At 55.0% G+C, this 21,361-nt stretch carries 21 protein-coding genes and 1 other RNA gene; 11 read left to right on the top strand and 11 right to left on the bottom strand.

Annotated elements, in window-relative coordinates; translation table 11 throughout:
- Nucleotides 1–29: 29 nt before the first annotated feature.
- From rsmE to metK, 4 genes are all read right to left on the bottom strand, one after another.
- A complete protein-coding gene (gene rsmE / locus VV869_RS08625) occupies nucleotides 30–761 on the bottom strand; it encodes a 16S rRNA (uracil(1498)-N(3))-methyltransferase (RefSeq protein ID WP_337734555.1) in 732 nt (243 codons plus the stop codon).
- Nucleotides 762–916: 155 nt separating this feature from the next.
- The gene (endA, locus tag VV869_RS08630) at nucleotides 917–1,621 is read right to left on the bottom strand and encodes a deoxyribonuclease I (protein WP_337734556.1); all 705 of its coding nucleotides are present in this window, start codon (nucleotides 1,619–1,621) and stop codon (nucleotides 917–919) included.
- Between the two features lie 123 nt (nucleotides 1,622–1,744).
- Nucleotides 1,745–2,236, bottom strand: coding sequence for a SprT family zinc-dependent metalloprotease (locus tag VV869_RS08635; protein WP_337734557.1), 492 nt, complete (start codon nucleotides 2,234–2,236; stop codon nucleotides 1,745–1,747).
- A 93-nt stretch (nucleotides 2,237–2,329) separates the two neighbouring features.
- Nucleotides 2,330–3,484 carry a methionine adenosyltransferase gene (gene metK, locus VV869_RS08640; RefSeq protein WP_337734558.1) on the bottom strand — a complete coding sequence of 385 codons (1,155 nt, stop codon included), beginning with the start codon at nucleotides 3,482–3,484 and terminating at the stop codon, nucleotides 2,330–2,332.
- A 398-nt stretch (nucleotides 3,485–3,882) separates the two neighbouring features.
- On the opposite strand from metK, the gene tkt reads away from it, so the two are divergent.
- The 5 genes from tkt to mscS all read left to right on the top strand — a co-directional run bounded on the left by tkt (nucleotide 3,883) and on the right by mscS (nucleotide 10,804).
- Complete coding sequence (gene tkt / locus VV869_RS08645) at nucleotides 3,883–5,880, top strand: transketolase (RefSeq protein ID WP_337734559.1); 1,998 nt, start codon at nucleotides 3,883–3,885, stop codon at nucleotides 5,878–5,880.
- A 243-nt stretch (nucleotides 5,881–6,123) separates the two neighbouring features.
- Nucleotides 6,124–7,173 carry an erythrose-4-phosphate dehydrogenase gene (epd, locus tag VV869_RS08650; protein WP_337734560.1) on the top strand — a complete coding sequence of 350 codons (1,050 nt, stop codon included), beginning with the start codon at nucleotides 6,124–6,126 and terminating at the stop codon, nucleotides 7,171–7,173.
- An 80-nt stretch (nucleotides 7,174–7,253) separates the two neighbouring features.
- A complete protein-coding gene (locus tag VV869_RS08655) occupies nucleotides 7,254–8,417 on the top strand; it encodes a phosphoglycerate kinase (RefSeq protein ID WP_337734561.1) in 1,164 nt (387 codons plus the stop codon).
- Between the two features lie 141 nt (nucleotides 8,418–8,558).
- The gene (gene fbaA / locus VV869_RS08660) at nucleotides 8,559–9,635 is read left to right on the top strand and encodes a class II fructose-bisphosphate aldolase (protein ID WP_337734562.1); all 1,077 of its coding nucleotides are present in this window, start codon (nucleotides 8,559–8,561) and stop codon (nucleotides 9,633–9,635) included.
- A 284-nt stretch (nucleotides 9,636–9,919) separates the two neighbouring features.
- Nucleotides 9,920–10,804, top strand: a complete 885-nt coding sequence (gene mscS, locus VV869_RS08665; protein ID WP_337734563.1) for a small-conductance mechanosensitive channel MscS — start codon at nucleotides 9,920–9,922, stop codon at nucleotides 10,802–10,804.
- 163 nt (nucleotides 10,805–10,967) lie between these two features.
- On the opposite strand, the gene VV869_RS08670 is transcribed toward mscS, so the two are convergent.
- Nucleotides 10,968–11,603: a LysE/ArgO family amino acid transporter gene (locus VV869_RS08670; RefSeq protein ID WP_337734564.1), complete on the bottom strand. Its 636-nt coding sequence runs from the start codon at nucleotides 11,601–11,603 to the stop codon at nucleotides 10,968–10,970.
- A 135-nt stretch (nucleotides 11,604–11,738) separates the two neighbouring features.
- On the opposite strand from VV869_RS08670, the gene VV869_RS08675 reads away from it, so the two are divergent.
- Both VV869_RS08675 and VV869_RS08680 read left to right on the top strand, forming a co-directional pair.
- Nucleotides 11,739–12,635 carry a LysR family transcriptional regulator ArgP gene (locus tag VV869_RS08675; protein WP_337734565.1) on the top strand — a complete coding sequence of 299 codons (897 nt, stop codon included), beginning with the start codon at nucleotides 11,739–11,741 and terminating at the stop codon, nucleotides 12,633–12,635.
- A gap of 133 nt (nucleotides 12,636–12,768) precedes the next feature.
- On the top strand, nucleotides 12,769–13,473 hold the full coding sequence (locus VV869_RS08680; protein WP_337734566.1) for an oxidative stress defense protein: 705 nt from the start codon (nucleotides 12,769–12,771) through the stop codon (nucleotides 13,471–13,473).
- Nucleotides 13,474–13,548: 75 nt separating this feature from the next.
- Here VV869_RS08680 and serA read toward each other — a convergent pair whose 3' ends face one another.
- The 5 genes from serA to zapA form a co-directional block, all read right to left on the bottom strand.
- Nucleotides 13,549–14,778 (bottom strand): phosphoglycerate dehydrogenase, encoded by a 1,230-nt coding sequence (serA, locus tag VV869_RS08685; protein ID WP_337734567.1) that lies wholly within the window; start codon nucleotides 14,776–14,778, stop codon nucleotides 13,549–13,551.
- A gap of 261 nt (nucleotides 14,779–15,039) precedes the next feature.
- Entirely contained in the window at nucleotides 15,040–15,699 is a 660-nt protein-coding gene (gene rpiA / locus VV869_RS08690; protein WP_337734568.1) for a ribose-5-phosphate isomerase RpiA, read from the bottom strand.
- A 94-nt stretch (nucleotides 15,700–15,793) separates the two neighbouring features.
- Nucleotides 15,794–16,399 (bottom strand): 5-formyltetrahydrofolate cyclo-ligase, encoded by a 606-nt coding sequence (locus VV869_RS08695; protein WP_337734569.1) that lies wholly within the window; start codon nucleotides 16,397–16,399, stop codon nucleotides 15,794–15,796.
- A gap of 102 nt (nucleotides 16,400–16,501) precedes the next feature.
- A non-coding RNA gene (gene ssrS / locus VV869_RS08700) (6S RNA) lies at nucleotides 16,502–16,683 on the bottom strand.
- A gap of 7 nt (nucleotides 16,684–16,690) precedes the next feature.
- Nucleotides 16,691–16,993, bottom strand: a complete 303-nt coding sequence (gene zapA / locus VV869_RS08705; protein ID WP_337734570.1) for a cell division protein ZapA — start codon at nucleotides 16,991–16,993, stop codon at nucleotides 16,691–16,693.
- Between the two features lie 305 nt (nucleotides 16,994–17,298).
- Between zapA and VV869_RS08710 the strand changes: the two genes are divergently transcribed.
- From VV869_RS08710 to gcvH, 4 genes are all read left to right on the top strand, one after another.
- Nucleotides 17,299–17,961 carry a UPF0149 family protein gene (locus VV869_RS08710; RefSeq protein WP_337734571.1) on the top strand — a complete coding sequence of 221 codons (663 nt, stop codon included), beginning with the start codon at nucleotides 17,299–17,301 and terminating at the stop codon, nucleotides 17,959–17,961.
- Nucleotides 17,962–17,984: 23 nt separating this feature from the next.
- Nucleotides 17,985–19,172 carry a 2-octaprenyl-6-methoxyphenyl hydroxylase gene (ubiH, locus tag VV869_RS08715; protein ID WP_337734572.1) on the top strand — a complete coding sequence of 396 codons (1,188 nt, stop codon included), beginning with the start codon at nucleotides 17,985–17,987 and terminating at the stop codon, nucleotides 19,170–19,172.
- Nucleotides 19,173–19,174: 2 nt separating this feature from the next.
- On the top strand, nucleotides 19,175–20,389 hold the full coding sequence (locus VV869_RS08720; RefSeq protein WP_337734573.1) for an FAD-dependent 2-octaprenylphenol hydroxylase: 1,215 nt from the start codon (nucleotides 19,175–19,177) through the stop codon (nucleotides 20,387–20,389).
- A gap of 291 nt (nucleotides 20,390–20,680) precedes the next feature.
- Entirely contained in the window at nucleotides 20,681–21,064 is a 384-nt protein-coding gene (gene gcvH / locus VV869_RS08725) for a glycine cleavage system protein GcvH (protein WP_337734646.1), read from the top strand.
- A 57-nt stretch (nucleotides 21,065–21,121) separates the two neighbouring features.
- On the opposite strand, the gene VV869_RS08730 is transcribed toward gcvH, so the two are convergent.
- Nucleotides 21,122–21,328 (bottom strand): DUF1107 domain-containing protein, encoded by a 207-nt coding sequence (locus tag VV869_RS08730; protein WP_337734574.1) that lies wholly within the window; start codon nucleotides 21,326–21,328, stop codon nucleotides 21,122–21,124.
- Nucleotides 21,329–21,361 lie beyond the last annotated feature (33 nt).

Below are 21,361 nucleotides of genomic sequence, written 5' to 3' on the forward strand. Positions count from 1 at the left end.
GGTTTCTCCTAAAATTGTCTTCCCGAGGGTTAGCCGAGATCGCCGAAGCGAACTTGCAGGGCGGTAATGGCTGTCATCGCTGTGGTCTCGGTGCGCAGCACACGCGGCCCGAGCAGGATTTCACTGAATTGATATTGCTCGGTCATCGCAATTTCTTCGCCGGACAGGCCGCCTTCCGGGCCGATCAGCAGGCGGACCTTGGTGACTGGCGCTGGCAGGGTGTTGATGCTGTAGCTGGCGCGCGGATGCAGGTTCAGCTTCAGGCCATCGTATTCTTCTGCACACCAGTCTTCCAGCTTCATCATGGGGCGGATTTCCGGCACCGTATTGCGGCCGCACTGTTCGCAGGCACTGATGGCGATTTTCTGCCATTGCGCCAGTTTCTTGTCAAAACGCTCGGCATTGAGCTTCACGCCACAGCGCTCCGAGATCAGCGGGGTAATGGTGTTCACCCCCAGCTCGACCGATTTCTGGATGGTAAATTCCATCTTCTCGCCACGCGAGACCACCTGGCCCAGGTGGATATCCAGCGGGGATTCCACGCTGTGCGCGTTGCGGCCCTGGATTTCGACTTCAACGCTTTTCTTGCTGGCGAGGGTGATCACTGCCGGAAACTCGGCATCGCTGCCGTCAAACAGCACCACTTCCTGACCGGTTTGCATGCGCATGACACGGCCCACATGGTTGGCTGCATCGTCACTGAGCAGGACGGTGCCTTGTGCCGGCAATGGCTCGGGATGAAAAATACGAGGGATTCTCATGGCTATTTTAATAACCTGCTTGGGTTTTTGATTGGCTGCATTATATCAATACAGAGCTGATAGACACTACATGGTTGCCGCCGGGGGAAAATACAAGGCAAGGACGGTAATTTTGTCCGGCAGCCGAAGGACAGGCTGCCGGATGGGCACCGCGGTTAGTGTCCTTGGGCCTGACAAGCACGCAGCACATACGGATTGTGGTTGCGCTGCACCTTGGCGATGCGACGGTCGCGCTCACATTCCCAGTCTGAGACCGGATGTTGGCGATCCCAGGCTTCCATCAGCTGGCGTTGCTGGCGGGAGAGGCGGAACGGATAGGTGTCGCTCATGTACAGATAAATCCGGGCAATTTGCCCGCGAGCGCCTACAGGTGGATCGGCCCGGCGGGATTGAAAGTCAATTTTCATCGCGCACTGGCCGTAATAGGCGCCGAGTTGATTATTCCACGGCATAAAACTGAAATTGGCACGGTCGCCGTTCACTTCGCCGATCGTCGGGGTCAGGTTATGCAAGTCGGCTTCCATGGTGCGGAACGCTGCGTCTTTCCGGCAGTTCTTCCGGCCGCCGTCCTGCCAGCATTGAAGCTGGTGGCCGAACTGCCAGGCCGGCACCACGTGTTCCCATTCAATCCGGCTGGCGCGCTGGGGTTGTTTGCGGATCTGATAGCCGCAGCTTTCCAGATCGGGAACCCCTTTCTTGCCTTGCCAGTCAATGGCGCAGCCACAGTAAAAACTGACGGGATGATCCCGGTAAATCTGTACGGCAATTTTTTTTGCTTTGCTGAATGAGGCGGGCGGTGCGGCCATCGCAACCGCAGGGGTGAGCAAGGCAAACAGCAGCACCTTGATAGAAAACTTCATAAACGGCCTTATCAATAGTAATTATCTGATAAGACTATCACCGATGATAATTTTTAGAAGTATTTCACACAGCTGCGGTATCTCCGGCAGATGCGACAGGAGTGATGTGAAGCGGGCCGCAGGTTAGACGGCTTGCAGCGGCTGGCGGCAGGTGCGGCAGTGGTAGATCGCTTGCTGGCGACGAATTTTATTATGCCGGCGGACGGTAAGCTGGTGCTCCTGGCAGTGACAGCGATAGCGGAACGTTTGGCCCTGTACGGAGCGGGTATCAAAGCTGTGGGTGGTTCTGGCCGGGATACCGAAGACCTCGGTCATCACCGCTTGCCACTCTTTGCCATGGGGTCGGACTTTGCCGAAGCGATGAAAGGTCACCAGGTGGGCGATTTCATGCGGCACGACTTCATCGAGAAAGGCTTGCGGGTTTTCTGCCAGCAATACCGGGTTGAAGCGAACTTCCCAACTTTGCAGCCGGGCACTGCCGGCAATTTTTCCCCGTTGCCGGAAACTGACCACCGGCAAGGGCAGGTCGAGATGCAACTGCTGGTTTGCCCGGGCAATACACTGGGCGACGCGGGCGTTAATTTGGGACTGAAACTGGGATTGGAGCGATGTCATGGCGAAAACTGAGTGCGCGTGAAAGGCGTAGTATAAAAGGCGCGGCAATAAAAAAGGAAGCCGAAGCTTCCTTTTTCTGTCTGTTACGAGCGTTTACTTCAGGTTGGCGAAGTCACGCAGCAGATCGGCTTTGTCGGTCTTTTCCCAAGGGAACTCTTCGCGACCGAAGTGGCCGTAAGCCGCAGTCTTCTGGTAGATTGGCTGCAGCAGATCCAGCATTTCAATCAGGCCGTATGGACGCAGGTCGAAGTGCTGACGTACTGCTTCAACGATCACATCGTGCGCTACTTTCTCAGTACCGAAAGTTTCCACCATGATGGATGTTGGATCCGCGACACCGATGGCGTAAGACAGCTGAATTTCACAGCGTTCGGCCAGGCCAGCAGCGACGATGTTTTTCGCCACGTAACGTGCCGCGTAAGCTGCACTGCGGTCAACTTTTGATGGATCTTTACCGGAGAAAGCACCACCACCGTGACGTGCGGCACCGCCGTAGGTGTCCACGATAATCTTACGGCCGGTCAGGCCACAGTCACCCATTGGGCCACCGATGACGAAACGACCGGTCGGGTTGATGAAGTATTTGGTTTCTTTGGTTAGCCATTCTGCAGGCAGAACCGGCTTGATGATCTCTTCCATCACCGCTTCTTGCAGTACAGGCAGTTCAATGCTGTCACAGTGTTGTGTTGACAGAACAACCGCATCGATACCGACGATTTTGCCTTGATCGTATGCAAAGGTAACCTGGCTTTTCGCATCCGGACGCAACCATGGCAGGGTGCCGTTTTTGCGGATTTTCGCCTGACGCTCAACCAGACGGTGCGCGTAAGTCACAGGTGCTGGCATCAGCACGTCGGTTTCGTTGGTCGCGTAACCGAACATAATGCCCTGGTCGCCGGCGCCCAGTTCGCGCGGGTCTTCACGGTCAACACCCTGGTTGATGTCCGGAGACTGCTTACCAATCGCGCTCAGGACCGCACAAGAGTTGGCATCAAAGCCCATGTCAGAGTGTACATAGCCGATTTCACGAACCGTTTGACGGGTGATCTCTTCGATATCGACCCAGGCAGAGGTGGTAATTTCACCGCCAACCATCACCATGCCGGTTTTGACATAGGTTTCACACGCAACACGTGCCTTCGGGTCTTGCTCCAGGATTGCATCCAATACGGCATCAGAAATCTGATCGGCAATTTTATCCGGATGTCCTTCTGATACAGACTCAGAAGTAAACAGGTGCTTTGACATGTGTACACTCACTTAAATATGGCTTGTCGATTGATTAAGAGGGGCTCTGGTGCAAAAGCATTCATCAATGATGCATATCAATGTCCGTGTTGATGGATAGAGCTACCTCCGTCTAGACGTCTATAATACCTTCACCCTGTTTTAAATCAATACCGTAATTCATGTGGAGATTGTTGAATGGTGCAAGCAATCGTTTACGTTTCATCGGGTTAATGGCCGGAAAGGGTGGGAAAACCAGAGCAGGCATTTGATATGGATGAGATTTTTACGGGAAATCGTTTGCAGAGGCAGGGGAGACTTTGCGACAATGCTCACCCGCCGATTTCAGATGCAACCCCTGCATCTATTGCTGGACAGACACCCACAATTATTATTGTCGATGAATTTCTGGAGCAGACATGCCTTCTCGTAAAGATCTTGCAAATGCAATCCGTGCCCTGAGCATGGACGGTGTACAACAAGCCAACTCCGGTCACCCGGGTGCCCCAATGGGCATGGCTGATATCGCCGAAGTCCTGTGGCGCAGCCACATGAAACACAACCCGCAAAACCCGAACTGGGCTGACCTTGACCGCTTCGTGCTGTCTAACGGCCACGGCTCAATGCTGATCTACTCGCTGCTGCACCTGACCGGCTACGCGCTGCCGATCGAAGAGCTGAAGAACTTCCGTCAGTTGCACTCGAAAACACCGGGCCACCCGGAGTACGGCTACGCGCCGGGTATCGAAACCACGACGGGTCCGCTGGGCCAGGGCATCACCAATGCCGTGGGCATGGCGATTGCTGAAAAAGCCATGGCTGCGCAGTTCAACCAGGACGGCCACGACATCGTCGATCACTTCACTTACGTGTTCATGGGCGACGGCTGTCTGATGGAAGGGATCTCGCACGAAGCCTGCTCTCTGGCCGGTACCTTGGGCCTGGGCAAACTGATCGCGTTCTGGGATGACAACGGCATCTCGATTGACGGTGAAGTTGAAGGCTGGTTCACCGACGACACTGCCAAGCGTTTTGAAGCTTACGGCTGGCACGTGATCCCGGCGGTTGACGGCCACGATCCAGAAGCGATCAATGCAGCGATTGAAACGGCGAAAGCAGAAAGCGGCAAACCAACCCTGATCTGCACCAAAACCATCATCGGCTTCGGCTCACCAAACAAAGCGGGCTCGCACGACTGTCACGGCGCACCGCTGGGCCACGACGAAATTGCTGCAGCCCGTGAATTCCTGGGCTGGAACCACGGTCCGTTTGAAATCCCGGCTGACATTGCCACGGCATGGGATGCCAAAGATGCCGGTGCTGCCAAAGAAGCAGCTTGGGACGAGAAGTTTGCAGCCTATGCGGCGGCATACCCTGAGCTGGCGGCTGAGTTCAAGCGTCGCATGAACGGCGAACTGCCGGCGAACTGGGAAGACGCTACCAACGCGATCATCGCTGATCTGCAAGCCAACCCGGCCAACATCGCCTCGCGTAAAGCGTCCCAAAACGCGCTGGAAGCGTTCGGTAAACTGCTGCCTGAATTCATGGGCGGCTCGGCGGATCTGGCGCCATCGAACCTGACCATGTGGTCTGGCTCGAAATCCCTGACTGCGGATGACGCGTCTGGTAACTACATCCACTACGGTGTGCGTGAGTTCGGCATGACCGCGATCATCAACGGTATCGCCCTGCACGGTGGTTTCGTGCCATACGGCGCAACCTTCCTGATGTTCATGGAATACGCCCGTAACGCCATGCGCATGGCCGCGCTGATGAAAGTGCAGAACATCCAGGTTTACACCCACGACTCGATCGGTCTGGGCGAAGACGGCCCGACCCACCAGCCGGTTGAGCAAATCGCGTCACTGCGCCTGACTCCGAACATGAGCACCTGGCGTCCTTGTGATCAGGTTGAATCTGCTGTGGCGTGGAAACTGGCGATTGAACGCAAAGACGCGCCGACCGCGCTGATCTTCTCGCGCCAGAACCTGGCTCAGCAAGCGCGCAGCGAATCGCAGGTGGCTGACATCGCCAAGGGTGGTTACATCCTGAAAGACAGCGACGGCAAACCTGAGTTGATCCTGATCGCCACCGGCTCTGAAGTTGAGCTGGCAATGAGCGCAGCCGAAGCCCTGACGGCTGAAGGCAAGCAGGTTCGCGTGGTTTCCATGCCATCGACCGATGCCTTCGATAAGCAAGATGCGGCTTACCGTGAGTCTGTGCTGCCATCTGACGTCACAGCGCGGATTGCGATTGAAGCCGGCATCGCCGACTTCTGGTACAAGTACGTCGGCTTTGACGGTCGCATCATCGGCATGACCACTTTCGGTGAATCTGCACCGGCCGATCAGCTGTTCGAGATGTTCGGTTTCACCACTGAAAACGTGGTGAGCACTGCCAAAGAACTGCTGGCATAAGCCACCGTTTGATTTATTTCGGTAAGTAAAATAAAGGCCTCCGAACGGAGGTCTTTTTTATACAAAATGGGATCCCACTCACAGTGCTGTCGGGGTGAAAAGTTCGCGGCGATGCTGAAGTGTGATGTTTAATTGTTTGTTTTATCTGGGTTTAATTTGCCGGGTGACCGCGTTCACATTTATCGTGATTCTCATTCTGGCTTGGTATACACTAACCCAGCTTATCAATTTTGTAGCACGGATATGACACTAAGAGTCGCAATCAATGGATTTGGCCGTATCGGACGCAGTGTGCTTCGCGCCCTGTATGAGAGCGGTAAACATCATCAGATCAAAGTCGTGGCAGTGAACGAGTTGGCCGAGCCGGAAGCGATGGCCCACCTGTTACAGTATGACACCAGCCACGGCCGCTTTCGTAAGCCTGTCTCCCATGATCAGGAGCACCTGTTTATTACCCACGAAAATGGCGAGCAGGACAGTATCCGGATCCTGCACCAGTCTGATATCCACCTGTTGCCGTGGCAGGATCTCGAAGTCGATATTGTGCTCGATTGTACCGGGGTGTTCGGCTCGCGCGATGATGGCGAAGCGCACTTGAAAGCCGGGGCTAAAAAAGTCCTGTTTTCCCACCCGGCCGGCAATGATATCGATCACACCATCATCTATGGCGTGAACCACGAATCCCTTCGCCCGTCACACAAAATTGTTTCCAACGGCTCCTGTACCACCAACTGTATTGTTCCCGTCATCAAAGTGCTCGATGATGCCTTTGGGATTGAATCCGGGACCATCACCACGATCCATTCTGCGATGAATGACCAGCAGGTCATTGATGCTTACCACGGCGATTTGCGTCGTACCCGCGCTGCCAGCCAATCCATTATCCCGGTTGATACCAAACTTCACTTAGGGATTGGTCGAATCTTTCCGAAATTTTCTGACAAATTTGAAGCTATCTCTGTGCGCGTGCCCACAATTAACGTTACGGCGATGGATTTAAGTGTCACAGTGAAAACAAATGTGAAAGTTAATGACGTAAATCAATCACTGGCAGAGGCGTCTCGTTGTACATTAGACGGTATTGTGGACTATACCGAAGCCCCGCTGGTTTCCATCGATTTCAATCACGATCCCCACAGTGCCATTGTGGACGGAACGCAAACCAGGGTGAGTAACCAGCATTTGCTCAAGCTCTTGGTCTGGTGTGATAACGAATGGGGATTTGCCAACCGGATGCTGGACACCGCGTTAGCAATGCAGGCGGCCGATACGCTGCCTGAAACAACTGAGTAGTAAGAATTAGCGGGCCGGGCAGTGACGCCGGGCCGACAAAAACTTTGACTTTAAATTAATCAATGTTGAGAGGACAAACCATGTCTGTAATCAAGATGACTGATCTGGACCTTGCAGGTAAACGCGTTTTCATTCGTGCAGACCTAAACGTGCCAGTGAAAGACGGCAAAGTAACTTCTGATGCACGTATCCTGGCATCACTGCCTACAATCAAGCACTGCCTGGAAGCGGGTGCGAAAGTCATGGTGACGTCTCACCTGGGTCGCCCGACTGAAGGTGAGTACGCAGAAGAGTTCTCTCTACAACCGGTTGTGAACTACCTGAACGACGCCCTGGATTGCGACGTGAAGCTGGCCAAAGACTACCTGGACGGGATTGAGCTGAACGCCGGTGAGCTGGTGGTTCTGGAAAACGTTCGCTTTAACAAAGGCGAGAAGAAGAACGAAGAAGCACTGTCGAAGAAATATGCAGCCTTGTGTGATGTGTTCGTGATGGATGCCTTTGGTACGGCGCACCGTGCACAGGCTTCGACGCACGGCGTTGGCATGTTCGCACCAATCGCGTGTGCCGGTCCTTTGCTGGCCAACGAGCTGGATGCCCTGGGCAAAGCGATGGATAAACCAGCGCGCCCAATGGTGGCGATTGTCGGTGGCTCTAAAGTGTCAACCAAACTGACGGTGCTGGAGTCGCTGTCGAAAGTGGCGGATCAGCTGGTTGTGGGTGGCGGTATCGCCAACACCTTCATTGCCGCAGCGGGCCACAACGTGGGTAAATCCCTGTACGAAGCGGATCTGGTCGGCACAGCCAAGAAACTGATGGAAGAGTGTGCGATTCCGGTCGCGACGGATGTTGCGTGTGCCAAAGCGTTTGACGAGAACGCAGAAGCCGAAATCAAACATGTTTCTGAAGTGCAGGACGATGACATGATCTTCGACCTGGGTCCAGAATCCACAGCAGCACTTGCTGAAATCCTGAAGAACGCGAAAACCATCCTGTGGAACGGCCCGGTTGGCGTATTCGAGTTCAAGAACTTTGAAGCCGGCACCAAAGGTATTTCTGAAGCCATTGCGGCTTCTGAAGGCTTCTCTGTTGCAGGGGGTGGTGACACCCTGGCCGCGATTGACAAGTTTGGTATTAAGGCTGATGTTTCTTACATCTCAACTGGCGGCGGCGCATTCCTGGAGTTCGTGGAAGGCAAAACCCTGCCAGCGGTTGCGATGCTGGAAGAGCGTGCTAAAGCTTAATGACACATGGGCGGGAGCCAATCGCTCCCGCACTTTAATTGTTTGTTAGCAAGGCCCCGATTTTGTAGAATGTCGGCCTGAAGCAAACGATTGCAAAGATTTATCTTTCATACAGACAACAAGGCAAATAGGACTATTGTTATGTCTAAGATCTTCGATTTCGTAAAACCTGGTGTAATTTCTGGCGACGACGTACAGAAAGTATTTGAAGTTGCAAAAGAAAATCAATTTGCACTTCCTGCGGTGAACGTAGTGAACACTGACTCGATCAATGCTGTCCTGGAAGCGGCTGCCAAAGTGAAAGCGCCAGTTGTGATTCAGTTCTCAAACGGCGGTGCTGGTTTCTTCGTCGGTAAAGGACTGAAACTAGAAGGTCAGGAAGCACAAATCAAAGGTGCGGTTGCGGGTGCGAAATACGTGCACGCGATTGCTGAGTCTTACGGTGTGCCTGTTATTCTGCACACGGACCACGCTGCGAAAAAACTACTGCCTTGGATCGACGGCCTGCTGGATGCGGGTGAAGAGTTCTTTGCACAAACCGGTAAGCCACTGTTCTCTTCTCACATGATCGATCTGTCTGAAGAGTCGCTGGAAGAAAACATCGAGATCTGTGCTCAGTACCTGACGCGCATGGCGAAGATGAACATGACGCTGGAAATCGAACTGGGTTGTACCGGCGGTGAAGAAGACGGTGTTGATAACTCCGATATGGATCAGTCTGAGCTGTACACGTCTCCGGAAGATGTTGCTTACGCTTACGAAAAACTGAATGCCATCAGCCACCGTTTCACCATTGCGGCATCTTTCGGTAACGTACACGGTGTTTACAAGCCGGGTAACGTTGTTCTGACTCCGACGATCCTGCGTGATTCTCAAGCATACTGTGCTGAGAAATTCGGTATTGCATCGAACGCGCTGAACTTCGTCTTCCACGGTGGTTCTGGTTCATCTCTGGAAGAGATCCGCGAGTCAATCTCTTACGGTGTGATCAAAATGAACATCGATACCGATACGCAGTGGGCGACTTGGGACGGTATTCGTCAGTACGAAGCTGAAAACCACGACTACCTGCAAGGCCAAATCGGTAACCCAACCGGTGAAGATGCGCCGAACAAGAAATACTACGACCCACGCGTATGGCTGCGTGCGGGCCAGGCGTCTATGGTGAAACGTCTTGAGCAAGCGTTCTCTGACCTGAACGCGATTGACGTACTGTAAGACAGCCTCGGTTGTCCTTGTGAAAAAACCCGCCTTGTGCGGGTTTTTTTTCGGCCGGAGGAAATGGAGTGTGATCTGCGTCAGGTTTTTGTTGGTGTTTTCAATCAGCAACGGTATTATCCGGCCCGACGAGACTTGCGAATGATTCGCCTATGACATGAAATCACTGTTATAGTGGTTGCAGCATAAGTCATTCAATTGAGCTTGATAAACAAACAAAATGCCGCTCCCGCAAACAGAATCACCGCGGGAAAGTCGAAAACCACTAGCAGAGTAAGATAGGTATGAGTGAGAGTGTTGCAGAAACGGTCGTCGAGACGATTAAGGATAACGAGCTAGCCAGTGGCGTCCTGAATGCCGGGACCTGGATTGCGGATAACCAGGAACTGCTGATTCAATATGGGGTGAACATTCTGTCAGCCCTGCTGATCCTGTTTATTGGTAATATTATCACCAAAATGATCGCCAATGGCGTCGCGAAAATGCTGCGTAAGAAGCAAATGGATGATGCAGTGGTTGAGTTCCTGCACTCCCTGGTGCGTTACCTGCTGTTTGTGATTGTGCTGATTGCTGCATTAGGCCGTATTGGCGTGCAAACGGCCTCTGTCGTTGCCGTGATCGGTGCCGCCGGCTTGGCCATTGGCCTGGCCTTGCAGGGGTCGCTGTCAAACTTCGCCGCCGGTGTGCTGATTGTTGCTTTCCGTCCGTTTAAGTCGGGCGATTATGTCGAAGTGGGCGGTGTTGCCGGTTCGGTAGAATCGATTCAGGTATTCTCGACGGTACTGAAAACACCGGACAACAAGATGGTGGTGGTGCCGAACTCTGCGGTGATTGGCGGCCCGATCACCAACTATTCGCGTCATCAGACGCGCCGGATTGATTATGTGATTGGCGTGTCTTACAAGGCAGATCTGAAGAAAACCAAAGCGGTGCTGACCCGGGTAGTCGCGGCAGATCCGCGCGTCCTGCAAGATCCGAAGCCGACGATTGGCGTGGTGGCACTGGCCGATTCCTCCGTCAACTTCGTGGTGCGCCCTTGGGTGAACACGACCGATTACTGGGCGGTGTATTTTGATCTGTTGCAAGCGATCAAAGAAGAGCTGGATAAAGAAGGGATTGAAATTCCATTCCCGCAAATGGATGTTCACCTGAACAAGGTTGAAGATTAATCCCGCAGGTCTGAATGACGATCATGCGAGCATGACAAATGGAGCCGAAGCGGCTCCATTTTTTATACCTGTCGCCTGCAGTTGTCTTCGGGAAGCCTAGGTAGTGCCCCGCCTGCTTACGGAATGAACCAGGCTCAGATTGTTCCGGTCAATGGCGGCTGGTCTAGCCGATGACCGCGTCGCTCCAGAGCTGCTGTGTCAAGTGGCTGGCAATCAGGAACATCATCGCCGCAACGGCCAGGTCGATACCGCGTTTAACGGCAGGTTTCGACAGGGTCGGCCCCAGCTTGGCAGCCCCGATTGAAATGGTATAGAACCAGACGAAGGAAGCCAGGATGGTCCCAATCGCAAAGGCGATCCGGTCATGGCCTTCGAACTGCCCGCCGATAGAACCCAAAATGACCACCGTATCGAGATACATATGCGGGTTCAGAACCGTCACTGCCAGTGCTCCGAGGATCACCGCGCGGCGGCCGCGGGCCAGCTTCTGGGCCGATTGCTCTTCGGCACTCGCCGGACGCAGTGCACTGCTCAGGGACAGCGCGCCGTAAAACAGCAGGAACAAAATACCGCCGATGGTCACGCCGGTCAGCAGGGTTTCATTGCTGGAGAGCAGGGCACCACCGCCAAAGATCCCCAAACTGATGAACAGGGCATCCAGCAGGCTGCAAGTCGTCGCCGTAGTTAAGTGATGATTGCGCTTAATTCCCTGATTTAACACGAATGCGTTCTGTGCTCCGATCGGGATGATCATGCTGGCCCCTAAACCAAAGCCTTGTAACAGCGCCCAAATACTCATAATCGCGGTGGTTCCTTTAATTGATTGAATTTACGGTGGTATGAATTGGCGCAAGCTTACGCTTCACGGTAGGATTAAGTACAACTAATAAGATTTATCCATCATTAGATACTCTTATATTGGCAGGGAGGGGCAATGAGAGGACTGGATTACCGGTGGATTGAAGCGCTGGATGCGGTGATTTCCCAACGTGGGTTTGAGCGGGCCGCAGAGTCTTTGTGTATTACTCAATCGGCGGTGTCGCAGCGGATCAAGCAATTGGAAAAGCTGATGGCCCAGCCGATGCTGGTGCGTGAGCAGCCGCCCCGTCCGACACCGGCCGGGCAGAAACTGCTGGGGCTGTATCGGCGGGTGCGCTTGCTGGAGCAGGAACTGCTGCCGGCCTTGGCAACCGATGCCGATGATCAACCGATGTCGGTGGCGATTGCCACCAATGCCGACAGCCTGGCCACCTGGCTGTTACCAGCGCTCAGCCCGTTGTTGAAATCCCGCCGGATAGAACTCAATCTGCTGGTGGAAGATGAAGCCCGGACGCTGGATAAGCTGCGCAGCGGCGAAGTGGTGGGGGCACTCAGTATGGAAAGCCGCCCGCTGCCGGGATGTGTGGCGGAATATCTGGGGCGGGTCGACTATCTTTGTGTAGCCAGTCCGGCATTTGTCAGTCAGTATTTTTCAGCCGGGGTGACACGTGCGTCCTTGCTGTCGGCACCCGGGGTGACATTTGATCCCCATGACGACATGCATGAGCAGTTTGTGCATCAGCACTTCAATTTGCCGCCGGGCAGTGTCATGAAGCATACGGTTCGATCGTCGGAAGCTTTTGTGCGACTGGCCCTGGAAGGCATTGCGTTCTGCCTGATCCCCCGGGTTCAGATCCAGCACGAACTGGCACAGGGACTGCTGGTCAATGTCACCCCGGAGATCATGCTCAGCCGCCGGATGTACTGGCATCACTGGGCGCTGGAAAGCGGGGTGCTGTCTGAACTCACCCAGCAGTTGACCCAGTATGCCCGGCACATTCTGCCGCAGTAGGGCAGGAAGTACGGTCGGCTGCGGTTGTTAGATTAAAAACGTTGTACAAAATTTTATGTGCGGCGACGGATAGTTTGCGGTTCTTCGTTGTCCAACCTTTCAGACTCAATCAATGTTATGAACTGGAGAGCTTATGAAGAAACATCTACTGGCGGTTGCCCTGGGGATTGCTGCACTGGGCGTGACACCGGCATTTGCTGCCAATCTCACGGTGCCGCACCTCGAAACCGTCGGCCAGGGTGAAGTCACAGCGCAGCCGGATATGGCCGAGTTCTCTGTGGCGGTGGAAGAAACCCGGGCCAGCGCGAAAGAAGCCAAGCAAGCGGTGGACAAAGCGGTCACGGCGTTTGTTGAGCGACTGGTCGCCAGCGGGGTTGAGCGCAGCGATATTCTCAGTGCGAACATCAGCCTTCACCCGCAATACCATTATCCGAAAGACGAAAAGCCCGAGCTGATCGGATACCGTGCCAGCCGCCATATTACGGTGACGGTGCATGACCTGAGCAAGCTCAATGATTATCTTGATAACGCATTGGGCGACGGGATCAACCGGATCAACAATATCCAGCTGAAACTCAGCAACGAGGCGGAGTATCTGGAGCAGGCGCGTCAGGCCGCCATCAAGGACGCACAGGCGAAAGCCGAATCACTGGCCAAAGGTTTCGGCACCCGGTTGGATGGCGTCTGGCAGATCACCTATCAGGTTGCACAGCCGCGCCCGGTGATGATGATGAAGATGGCAATGGATGCCGGGGCACCGGAAATCGCCGCGACCTACCAGGATACGGAAATGACGATTCGGGATCGGGTCGAGGTGGTCTTCAAGCTGGAAGAGTAAGCGACCAGCGGTTTGAATAAAAAACGGCGAGAGGGAGACCTCTCGTCGTTTTGTTAGATAAGGATGAGCGGTTGATTAGTGCAGAATACGGGCGCGGATAGTGCCGTCGATCGCTTTGAGCTTGGTCAGGGCTTCTTCGGCGCGCTCGGTTTCAACATCAATCACCACGTAGCCGATTTCCGGACCGGTTTGCAGATATTGGGCGGCAATGTTGATCCCATCTGCGGCGAAAATCGTGGTGATCTGGTTCAGGATCCCCGGGCGGTTTTCGTGAATATGCAGTAGGCGTGAGCAGTTGCGGTGCTCCGGCAGCGAGACTTCCGGGAAACCGACGGCCGACAGGGTCGAGCCGTTGTCAGAATACTTGGCCATCTTACCGGCGACTTCGATCCCGATATTCTGCTGGGCTTCCTGGGTGGAGCCGCCGATGTGCGGGGTCAGCAATACGTTGTCGAATTTGGTCAGCGGAGACTCAAACGGGTCGTTGTTGGTTTTCGGCTCAACCGGGAATACATCGATGGCTGCACCGGCCAGGTGCTTGCTTTCCAGGGCGCTGCACAAAGCGTCAATATCGACGACCGTTCCGCGTGCCGCGTTGATAAAGATCGCCCCCGGTTTCATGCGAGCGAACTCTTCGGCGCCCATCATATCCTGGGTGTCCGGGGTTTCCGGTACATGCAGACTGATCACGTCACACTTGTTGAGCAGCTCGCTCAGGGAAGGCACCTGGGTCGCATTGCCGAGCGACAGCTTGTTCTCGATGTCGTAGAAATAAACATCCATCCCGAGGTTTTCAGCCAGGATCCCCAGTTGGGTCCCGATATGGCCGTAACCGATGATCCCCAGTTTTTTGCCGCGGGCCTCAAACGAGTGGTCGGCGGACTTCTGCCATTCACCGCGGTGCGCCATGGCATTCTTTTCCGGAATCCCGCGCAGCAGCAGCAGGGTTTCACCGAGCACCAGCTCAGCGACACTTCGGGTATTGGAGAACGGGGCATTGAAGACCGGGATCCCGCGCCGCATGGCAGCGTCGAGGTCGACCTGGTTGGTTCCGATACAGAAACAGCCGACGGCGATCAGTTTTTGTGCGGCACTGAAAACTTCTTCGGTCAGTTGGGTGCGGGAGCGGATCCCGACGAAATGTGCATCCTGAATGGCTTCCAGCAGCTCATCCCCGGCCAGGGAGCCTTTGTGGTACTCGATATTGGTGTAGCCGGCTTGCTGCAGAACTTCAATTGCTGACGGGTGAACCCCCTCGAGCAAGAGAATCTTAATTTTATCTTTATCCAGTGAAACTTTAGCCATTGGGTTCTCATCCTTAAAAACATGAGTCGGCGCGCTCAGGCGGGAAACCAGCGTGCGGACAGAAACGGCTAGCATGTGGAGACTTCCGGCATACTGGCGGCCCTGGGCCCAGACTCAAACGTTTGCGACATGCTGGTATTAAAGTATCAAAAAATAATCAGCATGGGTAAGAATATTACAATAAAGATAAGAAAAAACGGCATAATTTATGCCGTTTTGTAATCAAATAACAGGATTCAGCCGCGCAGGCTGAAGCACGGATTATTTTTCAAACTTTTTCACGCCTTCCGGAGAACCAACCAGCAGGACGTCCGCGCCGCGGTGGGCAAACAGGCCGACGGTGACTACGCCCGGCAGAGCATTGATTTGATCTTCCAGTACTTTCGGATCCGTGATCTGCATGTTGTGTACATCCAGAATGATGTTGCCGTTGTCGGTCAGGCAGCCTTCACGATAAACCGGGTCGCCGCCCAGTTTCACCAGCTCGCGGCCGATGTAGGAGCGTGCCATCGGGATCACTTCAACCGGCAGCGGGAACTGACCCAGCACGTCGACTTGCTTGGTGTCATCGACAATACAGACAAACGTTTTGGCAATGGCTGCGACAATTTTCTCGCGCGTCAGCGCTGCGCCGCCACCCTTGATCATATCGAATGCGCCGTTGATCTCATCAGCGCCGTCGACGTAGATATCCAGACTGGAGACTTCGTTGGCATCAAAGACCGGAATCCCGAGCTCTTCCAGACGCTGGGTGGACGCGACTGAGCTTGAGACCGCACCTTTGATTTCTTCCTTACGGGTTGCCAGTGCATCGATGAAGTGATTCACGGTTGAGCCTGTGCCGACCCCGACAATGCTGCCTTTCTTGACGTAATCCAGTGCAGCCCAACCGGCAGCTTTCTTCATTTCATCTTGTGTCATGCCTTTCTCCTAATGATGACAAACGTTGCGCGGAGCGCTGATTATAACGGACGGGAGGGCAGGCGTCAGGCGAATTCTCGGCGCTGCTGCGTTGTTACTTCCAGCTGAAATGGCAGCTCGGGGTCAGAATTTCCGGCAGGGGCACATCCCAGGCCTCGAACGGCAGCACATCCACCTGTTGGCAGTCGTGGGCCAGGCCCAGGGGCTGCGGTCCCTGCTGTTCATGGTGCCAGCGGTTGAGGGTGCGATCATAATATCCGCCGCCCATACCCAGGCGCTGGCCGGTATTGTCAAATGCCACCAGCGGGGTGCAGATCAAATCCAGCTCATGAACGGGTTTGACCCGGCGGATATCTAAACGCGGCTCTTCAATCTGGTATTTGTTGGTGGTCATCCGGGTGTCCGGCGTGTAGTGGAGAAACAGCAGGTGCCCCTTGCTGAACGGATGGAGTACCGGCAGATAAACGGATTTTTCCTGTTGCCATAGCCATGCAATCAGCGGGCGGGTGTCAATTTCCCCGTCGTTTGCCAAGTACAGGGCAATATGCCGGGCTCGCAAGGCGCTTTCTGCCTGCTGAAACTGCGTCAGGAGATCCTGGCTGGCTTGTTGTTGCTGAGCCGGGGTCAGGGCACGACGGCGCAGACGGATGTGCTGACGGATATGCTGGCGCGGTGAAGAAGGCAGAACAGGCTGTTTCATAAGTCATCCAGTGACGATGAGAGATTCAGCAGGGAAAACAAAACAGTGTTGAAACACGGTGTCGAGAAGTGCGCATCCGTTGCCGTTTCTCGGAAGTGATAGGGATGCCCCAAGGTGCCGTTGTGAATTGTGGCCCTTGAACCAGACGTTCAAGGTGGATCGGCAACATTAACCGTAGGCTTCTCAGTCGAGCTGAGCATGCTCAATAGCTAATAAAAGCAGATCCCGGGTTTTTGCTTATCGGCTCGGGGACGTTAATCCACTGACGTACACCCCAGGGTCAATTCATTATCAACGCTTTGGTTGAATTTGCAATGCCTTATCCAATGTTTCTGATAGCTGATTGATTCTATTGGATAAATTTGCGTCACTCTGGTGTTGTTCCTGACGCTCGCTATGCAGCTCGTTACAGATGTTCAGGCCGGTAAACATCAATAGCTGCTCGGCGTTATTGATGTTGGTCCGTTCGGACAAGTCCTTCAGACGCTGATCAAAATCTTGGGCAGCGGCCCGGAGCGCATCTTCCTGGCCGAGCGGGCAATTTACCTTTAGGCTACGCCCTAAAATCTGAATTTCAACAGCCTGAGTACTCATAAACTTATTATTTTGCTCCGTGCCAGTTGGCTGCTTTAGCCAGCGCCGACGATCCGCGATAGGGGGCTAAATATAGAAAAAGCATTTTCAACATGCAAGCCTGCGCGTCACGCTTTGCCGCAAGTGGTCAGGGACTAGCCAGTTGATTTTTGGCACCTGCTGGTCGCTGCGACATTCACCGATGGCAACACGCTCGAAAAGGGGATGAAGCCTGCGAATTGCTGCCAGGTCATTAGCCTGTTTTGCGCCTTAGTGGTAGCATACCACAATTAGATTGAGCACCAATGAAATTAAGGTAAACGCCCATGAGCAAAGTGACATTACCCGCGTATACGGCGGTGGAAACGGCATTGAAGGATCACGGTCTGGCGGTCACGCCGTCAGAGCTCCATGGTTTGCTGAGCGGGATGATTTGCGGCGGGATGTCGGTTGAAGATAACAGCTGGGTTGCTCCGATTTGCGACTATGCCAACGAGGGCGCACCGCTGACGGACGGTGCCAAAGCAGCCGTCAGCAGCGTCTATGAAGCGGCTGCTGCGGAGCTGGGTGGCTTGGTGACCTTGCTGACGACCTCGACCGCCACCGAGCTGGCTGATGCTGCGTTTCATGTGTCGCTGTTGTTGCCGGAAGCCGGAACCGATTTGATGCTGCGCGCAGAAAGCCTGAGCGAGTGGGCAACTAACTTTATTTCCGGTCTGGGCCTGATGGGGATCGAGAAACGCCAGCTGTCGCCGGAGGTGACGGAAGCGGTCTCCGTGCTGGAAGAAATCGCGCAACTGGGGATCGATGAAGACGATGATCAGGCCGAGCAGGTGGCGCTGTTTGAAAACGTACTGGCCTATGTGCCGGAATGTATTCTGACCTGTCTGGTCGAGCTGAGCCAGCGTCCGGGCGCACAGGAAGCCACGGATGAGGAACAACCGTATATTCCGGGGATCAGCCCGGATCAGAAGCCGACCCTGCATTAATCATTAACACATAGGGACTGGATGTGAAGCAGTATGATGTGATCATTGCCGGCGGGGCCATGGCGGGGGCAACCCTGGCGATGGCGCTGGATAAGCTGGGACACGGGCAATTACGTATTGCCGTGGTGGAGGCGGTTGCGCCGCGTTTAGATCAGCATCCGGGCTATGATGCCCGCAGTATTGCGCTGTCGCTGGGCTCGGCGGAGATCCTCGCACAAATCGGCGTTTGGGAGCCCTTGGCTGAACTGGCGACCCCGATTTCAGAGATCCATGTGTCGGATCAAGGCCATGCCGGGATGGTGCATATTGATGCCGATGAGCAGGCGGTGGATGCCCTGGGGTATGTGATCGAGCTGGCCGATGCCGGCGCCCTGTTTCATCAGCGCCTGGCCGCGTTGGCACAGGTTGATCTGCTGTGTCCGGCCACGATCACCGGGATAGATCGTCAGCAGGATGGGGTCACGCTCCAACTGGATCAGGGTGAATCGATCCGGGGCAAGCTGTTGGTGGCGGCTGACGGTGCGTTGTCTGCCTGCTGCGAGATGCTCAAGATCGGTCGCCAGGAGCAGGATTTCGACCAGGTGGCGATTATTGCCAATATCACCACGGCGCAGCCGCATCAGGGCCGTGCCTTCGAACGCTTCACCCCGAGTGGTCCGGTGGCATTGCTGCCGATGTCGGAAGGGCGCAGTTCGCTGGTATGGTGTATCCGCCCTGAAGATCAGCATCAAGTTCTGGACTGGAGTGATGCGCAGTTTCTCCACCAGCTCCAACAGGCCTTCGGTTGGCGATTGGGCCGTTTGGTGAAAACCGGGGCCCGCTGTGCCTACCCGCTGCTGTTGCGTCAGGCGCAGCGGCTGACGTCCCACCGGGTGGCTGTGGTCGGCAACGCCGCCCAGACCTTACACCCGATTGCCGGCCAGGGGTTTAACCTGGGTTTGCGGGATGTGATGACGCTGGCTGAAGAGGTGGTTCGCGGGCTGGAACGGGGCGAGGACCCGGGCAGTGTGGCGGTGCTGAGTCGCTATCGTCAGCGCCGACAGCCGGATCGGGAGGCAACCGTCACGCTGACCTCCGGTCTGGTCAGCGTGTTTGCCAATACCAGCTTTCCGTTGGTGGTGGGACGCAATACCGGCCTGATGGCGATGAGTTTGCTCGATACAATCAAAACACCGCTGGTTCGGCGGGCAATGGGACAGGTAGAAAGATAATCATGATGCAGAGTGTAGATGTTGCCGTTATTGGCGGCGGTATGGTGGGCCTGACGCTGGCTGCTGCCCTGGCGGAGACCGAATTGCGGGTTGCGGTGATTGAAGGCCGGCTGCCGGAGACGGAACTGGGCCCCTTACCGGATATCCGCGTCTCGGCATTGAGCCGGGCCAGTGAGCGAATTTTGCGCCGTATCGGAGCCTGGGAAGGTATTGAAGCCCGTCGTCTGAGTCCGTATGACAAAATGCAGGTCTGGGAGCAGGACAGCTTTGCGGGGATCGCCTTTGAGGCCGAGCGACTGTCACAGCCGAACCTCGGACATATTGTCGAAAACCGGGTGATCCAACTGGCGTTGCTGGATCGGGTCGCCCAGTTGCCCAATGTGACCCTGCTGGCGCCGGAGCGATGCCAAACCATTGCCTTTGGTGAGCGTGAAGCCTGGTTGAACCTGGCATCCGGCAAGAGCCTGACGGCCAAATTGGTGGTCGGCGCCGACGGTGCCAACTCCTGGTTGCGCCAGCAACTGGATATTCCGCTGACCCACTGGGATTACGGCCATAGCGCCGTGGTGGCCAATATTCGTTGCGCGGAGCCGCACGGGATGACAGCCCGTCAGATCTTCCGGCCGGAAGGGCCGCTGGCGTTCCTGCCGATGCCGGACAGCGATTTATGCTCAATTGTCTGGTCGGTAGCGCCGGAAGAAGCCGAACGCCTGGTCGCGTTGTCTGACGAGGCGTTTAACAAGGAACTCACCAGTGCCTTTGACCATCGCCTGGGGCTGTGCCGGGTAGAAGGTGCGCGCCAGGCATTTCCGCTCAAGATGCGCTATGCCCGTGACTTTGTCCGCGATCGCGTGGCTTTGGTTGGCGATGCTGCCCACACCATCCATCCGCTGGCCGGGCAGGGTGTGAACCTTGGTCTGCTCGATGCCGCCAGCCTGGCCCAGGAGATCAAGGCTTTGTGGCAGCAGGATCTCGATATCGGTCAGCAAGCCCACCTGCGCCACTATGAGCGCTGGCGTAAGGCCGAGGCGGCCAAGATGATCACGGCAATGCAGGCGTTCCGCGATCTGTTTGCCGGCAGCCATCCGGCGAAAAAGCTGCTCCGGGATCTGGGCATGCTGCTGGCCGATAAGGCACCGGGCGTCAAAGATGAGTTTATGCGTCGTGCCCTGGGCCTGAGCGGGGAATTGCCGGAGCTGGCCCAATACACGCGTTAAGCGTTTGGGAGATGCCGTAACCTTGTGAACGAAAAACCGCCCGTTGGCGGTTTTTCTGTTTCTAGCGCTGCGCTAAACCACTTTGACTGAAGGCAATTCACTGGTTACTGAGCGAATGCTATGAATTTTTTGCGTACCTCTTGGTTTATCTCCTACAGTAAATAACGAACGTCTGGCGGCTGTCTGAACCGTTGAGAAGTTGACGCTGTGTTAACCGTATCTGCTTTCATCGCATGGTTGGAGTCAAGGGCGAGAGGCAGGCTTTCATAAGGAAGTTTCACGATGAGCTATATTCCCTCTGAATTGAAGTTTACCAATACCCATGAGTGGGTCCGTCCGGAAGGTGATGGGATCTATACCGTAGGCATTACCGATCATGCCCAGTCGATGCTCGGTGATATGGTGTTTGTCGAGCTGCCTGAAGTGGATTCTGAGACGGAGGCCGGAGAAGACTGCGCGGTGGCGGAATCGGTCAAGGCGGCTTCCGATATCTATGCGCCGCTGACCGGCTATGTTGTAGCGGTCAATGAAGAGCTGGAGAGTTCGCCGGAGCTGGTCAACAGCGATCCGTATGGGGACGGCTGGCTGTTTCAGATCAAGGTCGAAGATGACAGCGAATTTGCCGATCTGCTGGATGCGGACAACTATCTGGATCTGGTGGATGACTCTGAATAACAGAGAAAGCCCGGTGGGGCTTTCTCAACAATTTCTCGGCGAATAACCACTCGGCGTTTAGGATGTGCGGTCTTTCATGCGCTTAATCTCCTGATTCACTTCATTGACGGTCTGGAAGTGGCGCTGCTGGGCTTTGACCGGCACCAGAAGCAGGCCGTTGTTAAATTCATAGCCCCCGCGACCGTCGATGTAGATCCTTCCACTAAATAAACGGCTAACGTGTTTTGCAATCAGTTTGGGCACGTAGCGTTTGAACATGCGCATAAAAGCCAACCTTGTCTGGTTTGTGAATCCGTG

Source organism: Photobacterium sp. MCCC 1A19761, assembly GCF_037389125.1.
GTDB lineage: Bacteria > Pseudomonadota > Gammaproteobacteria > Enterobacterales > Vibrionaceae > Photobacterium.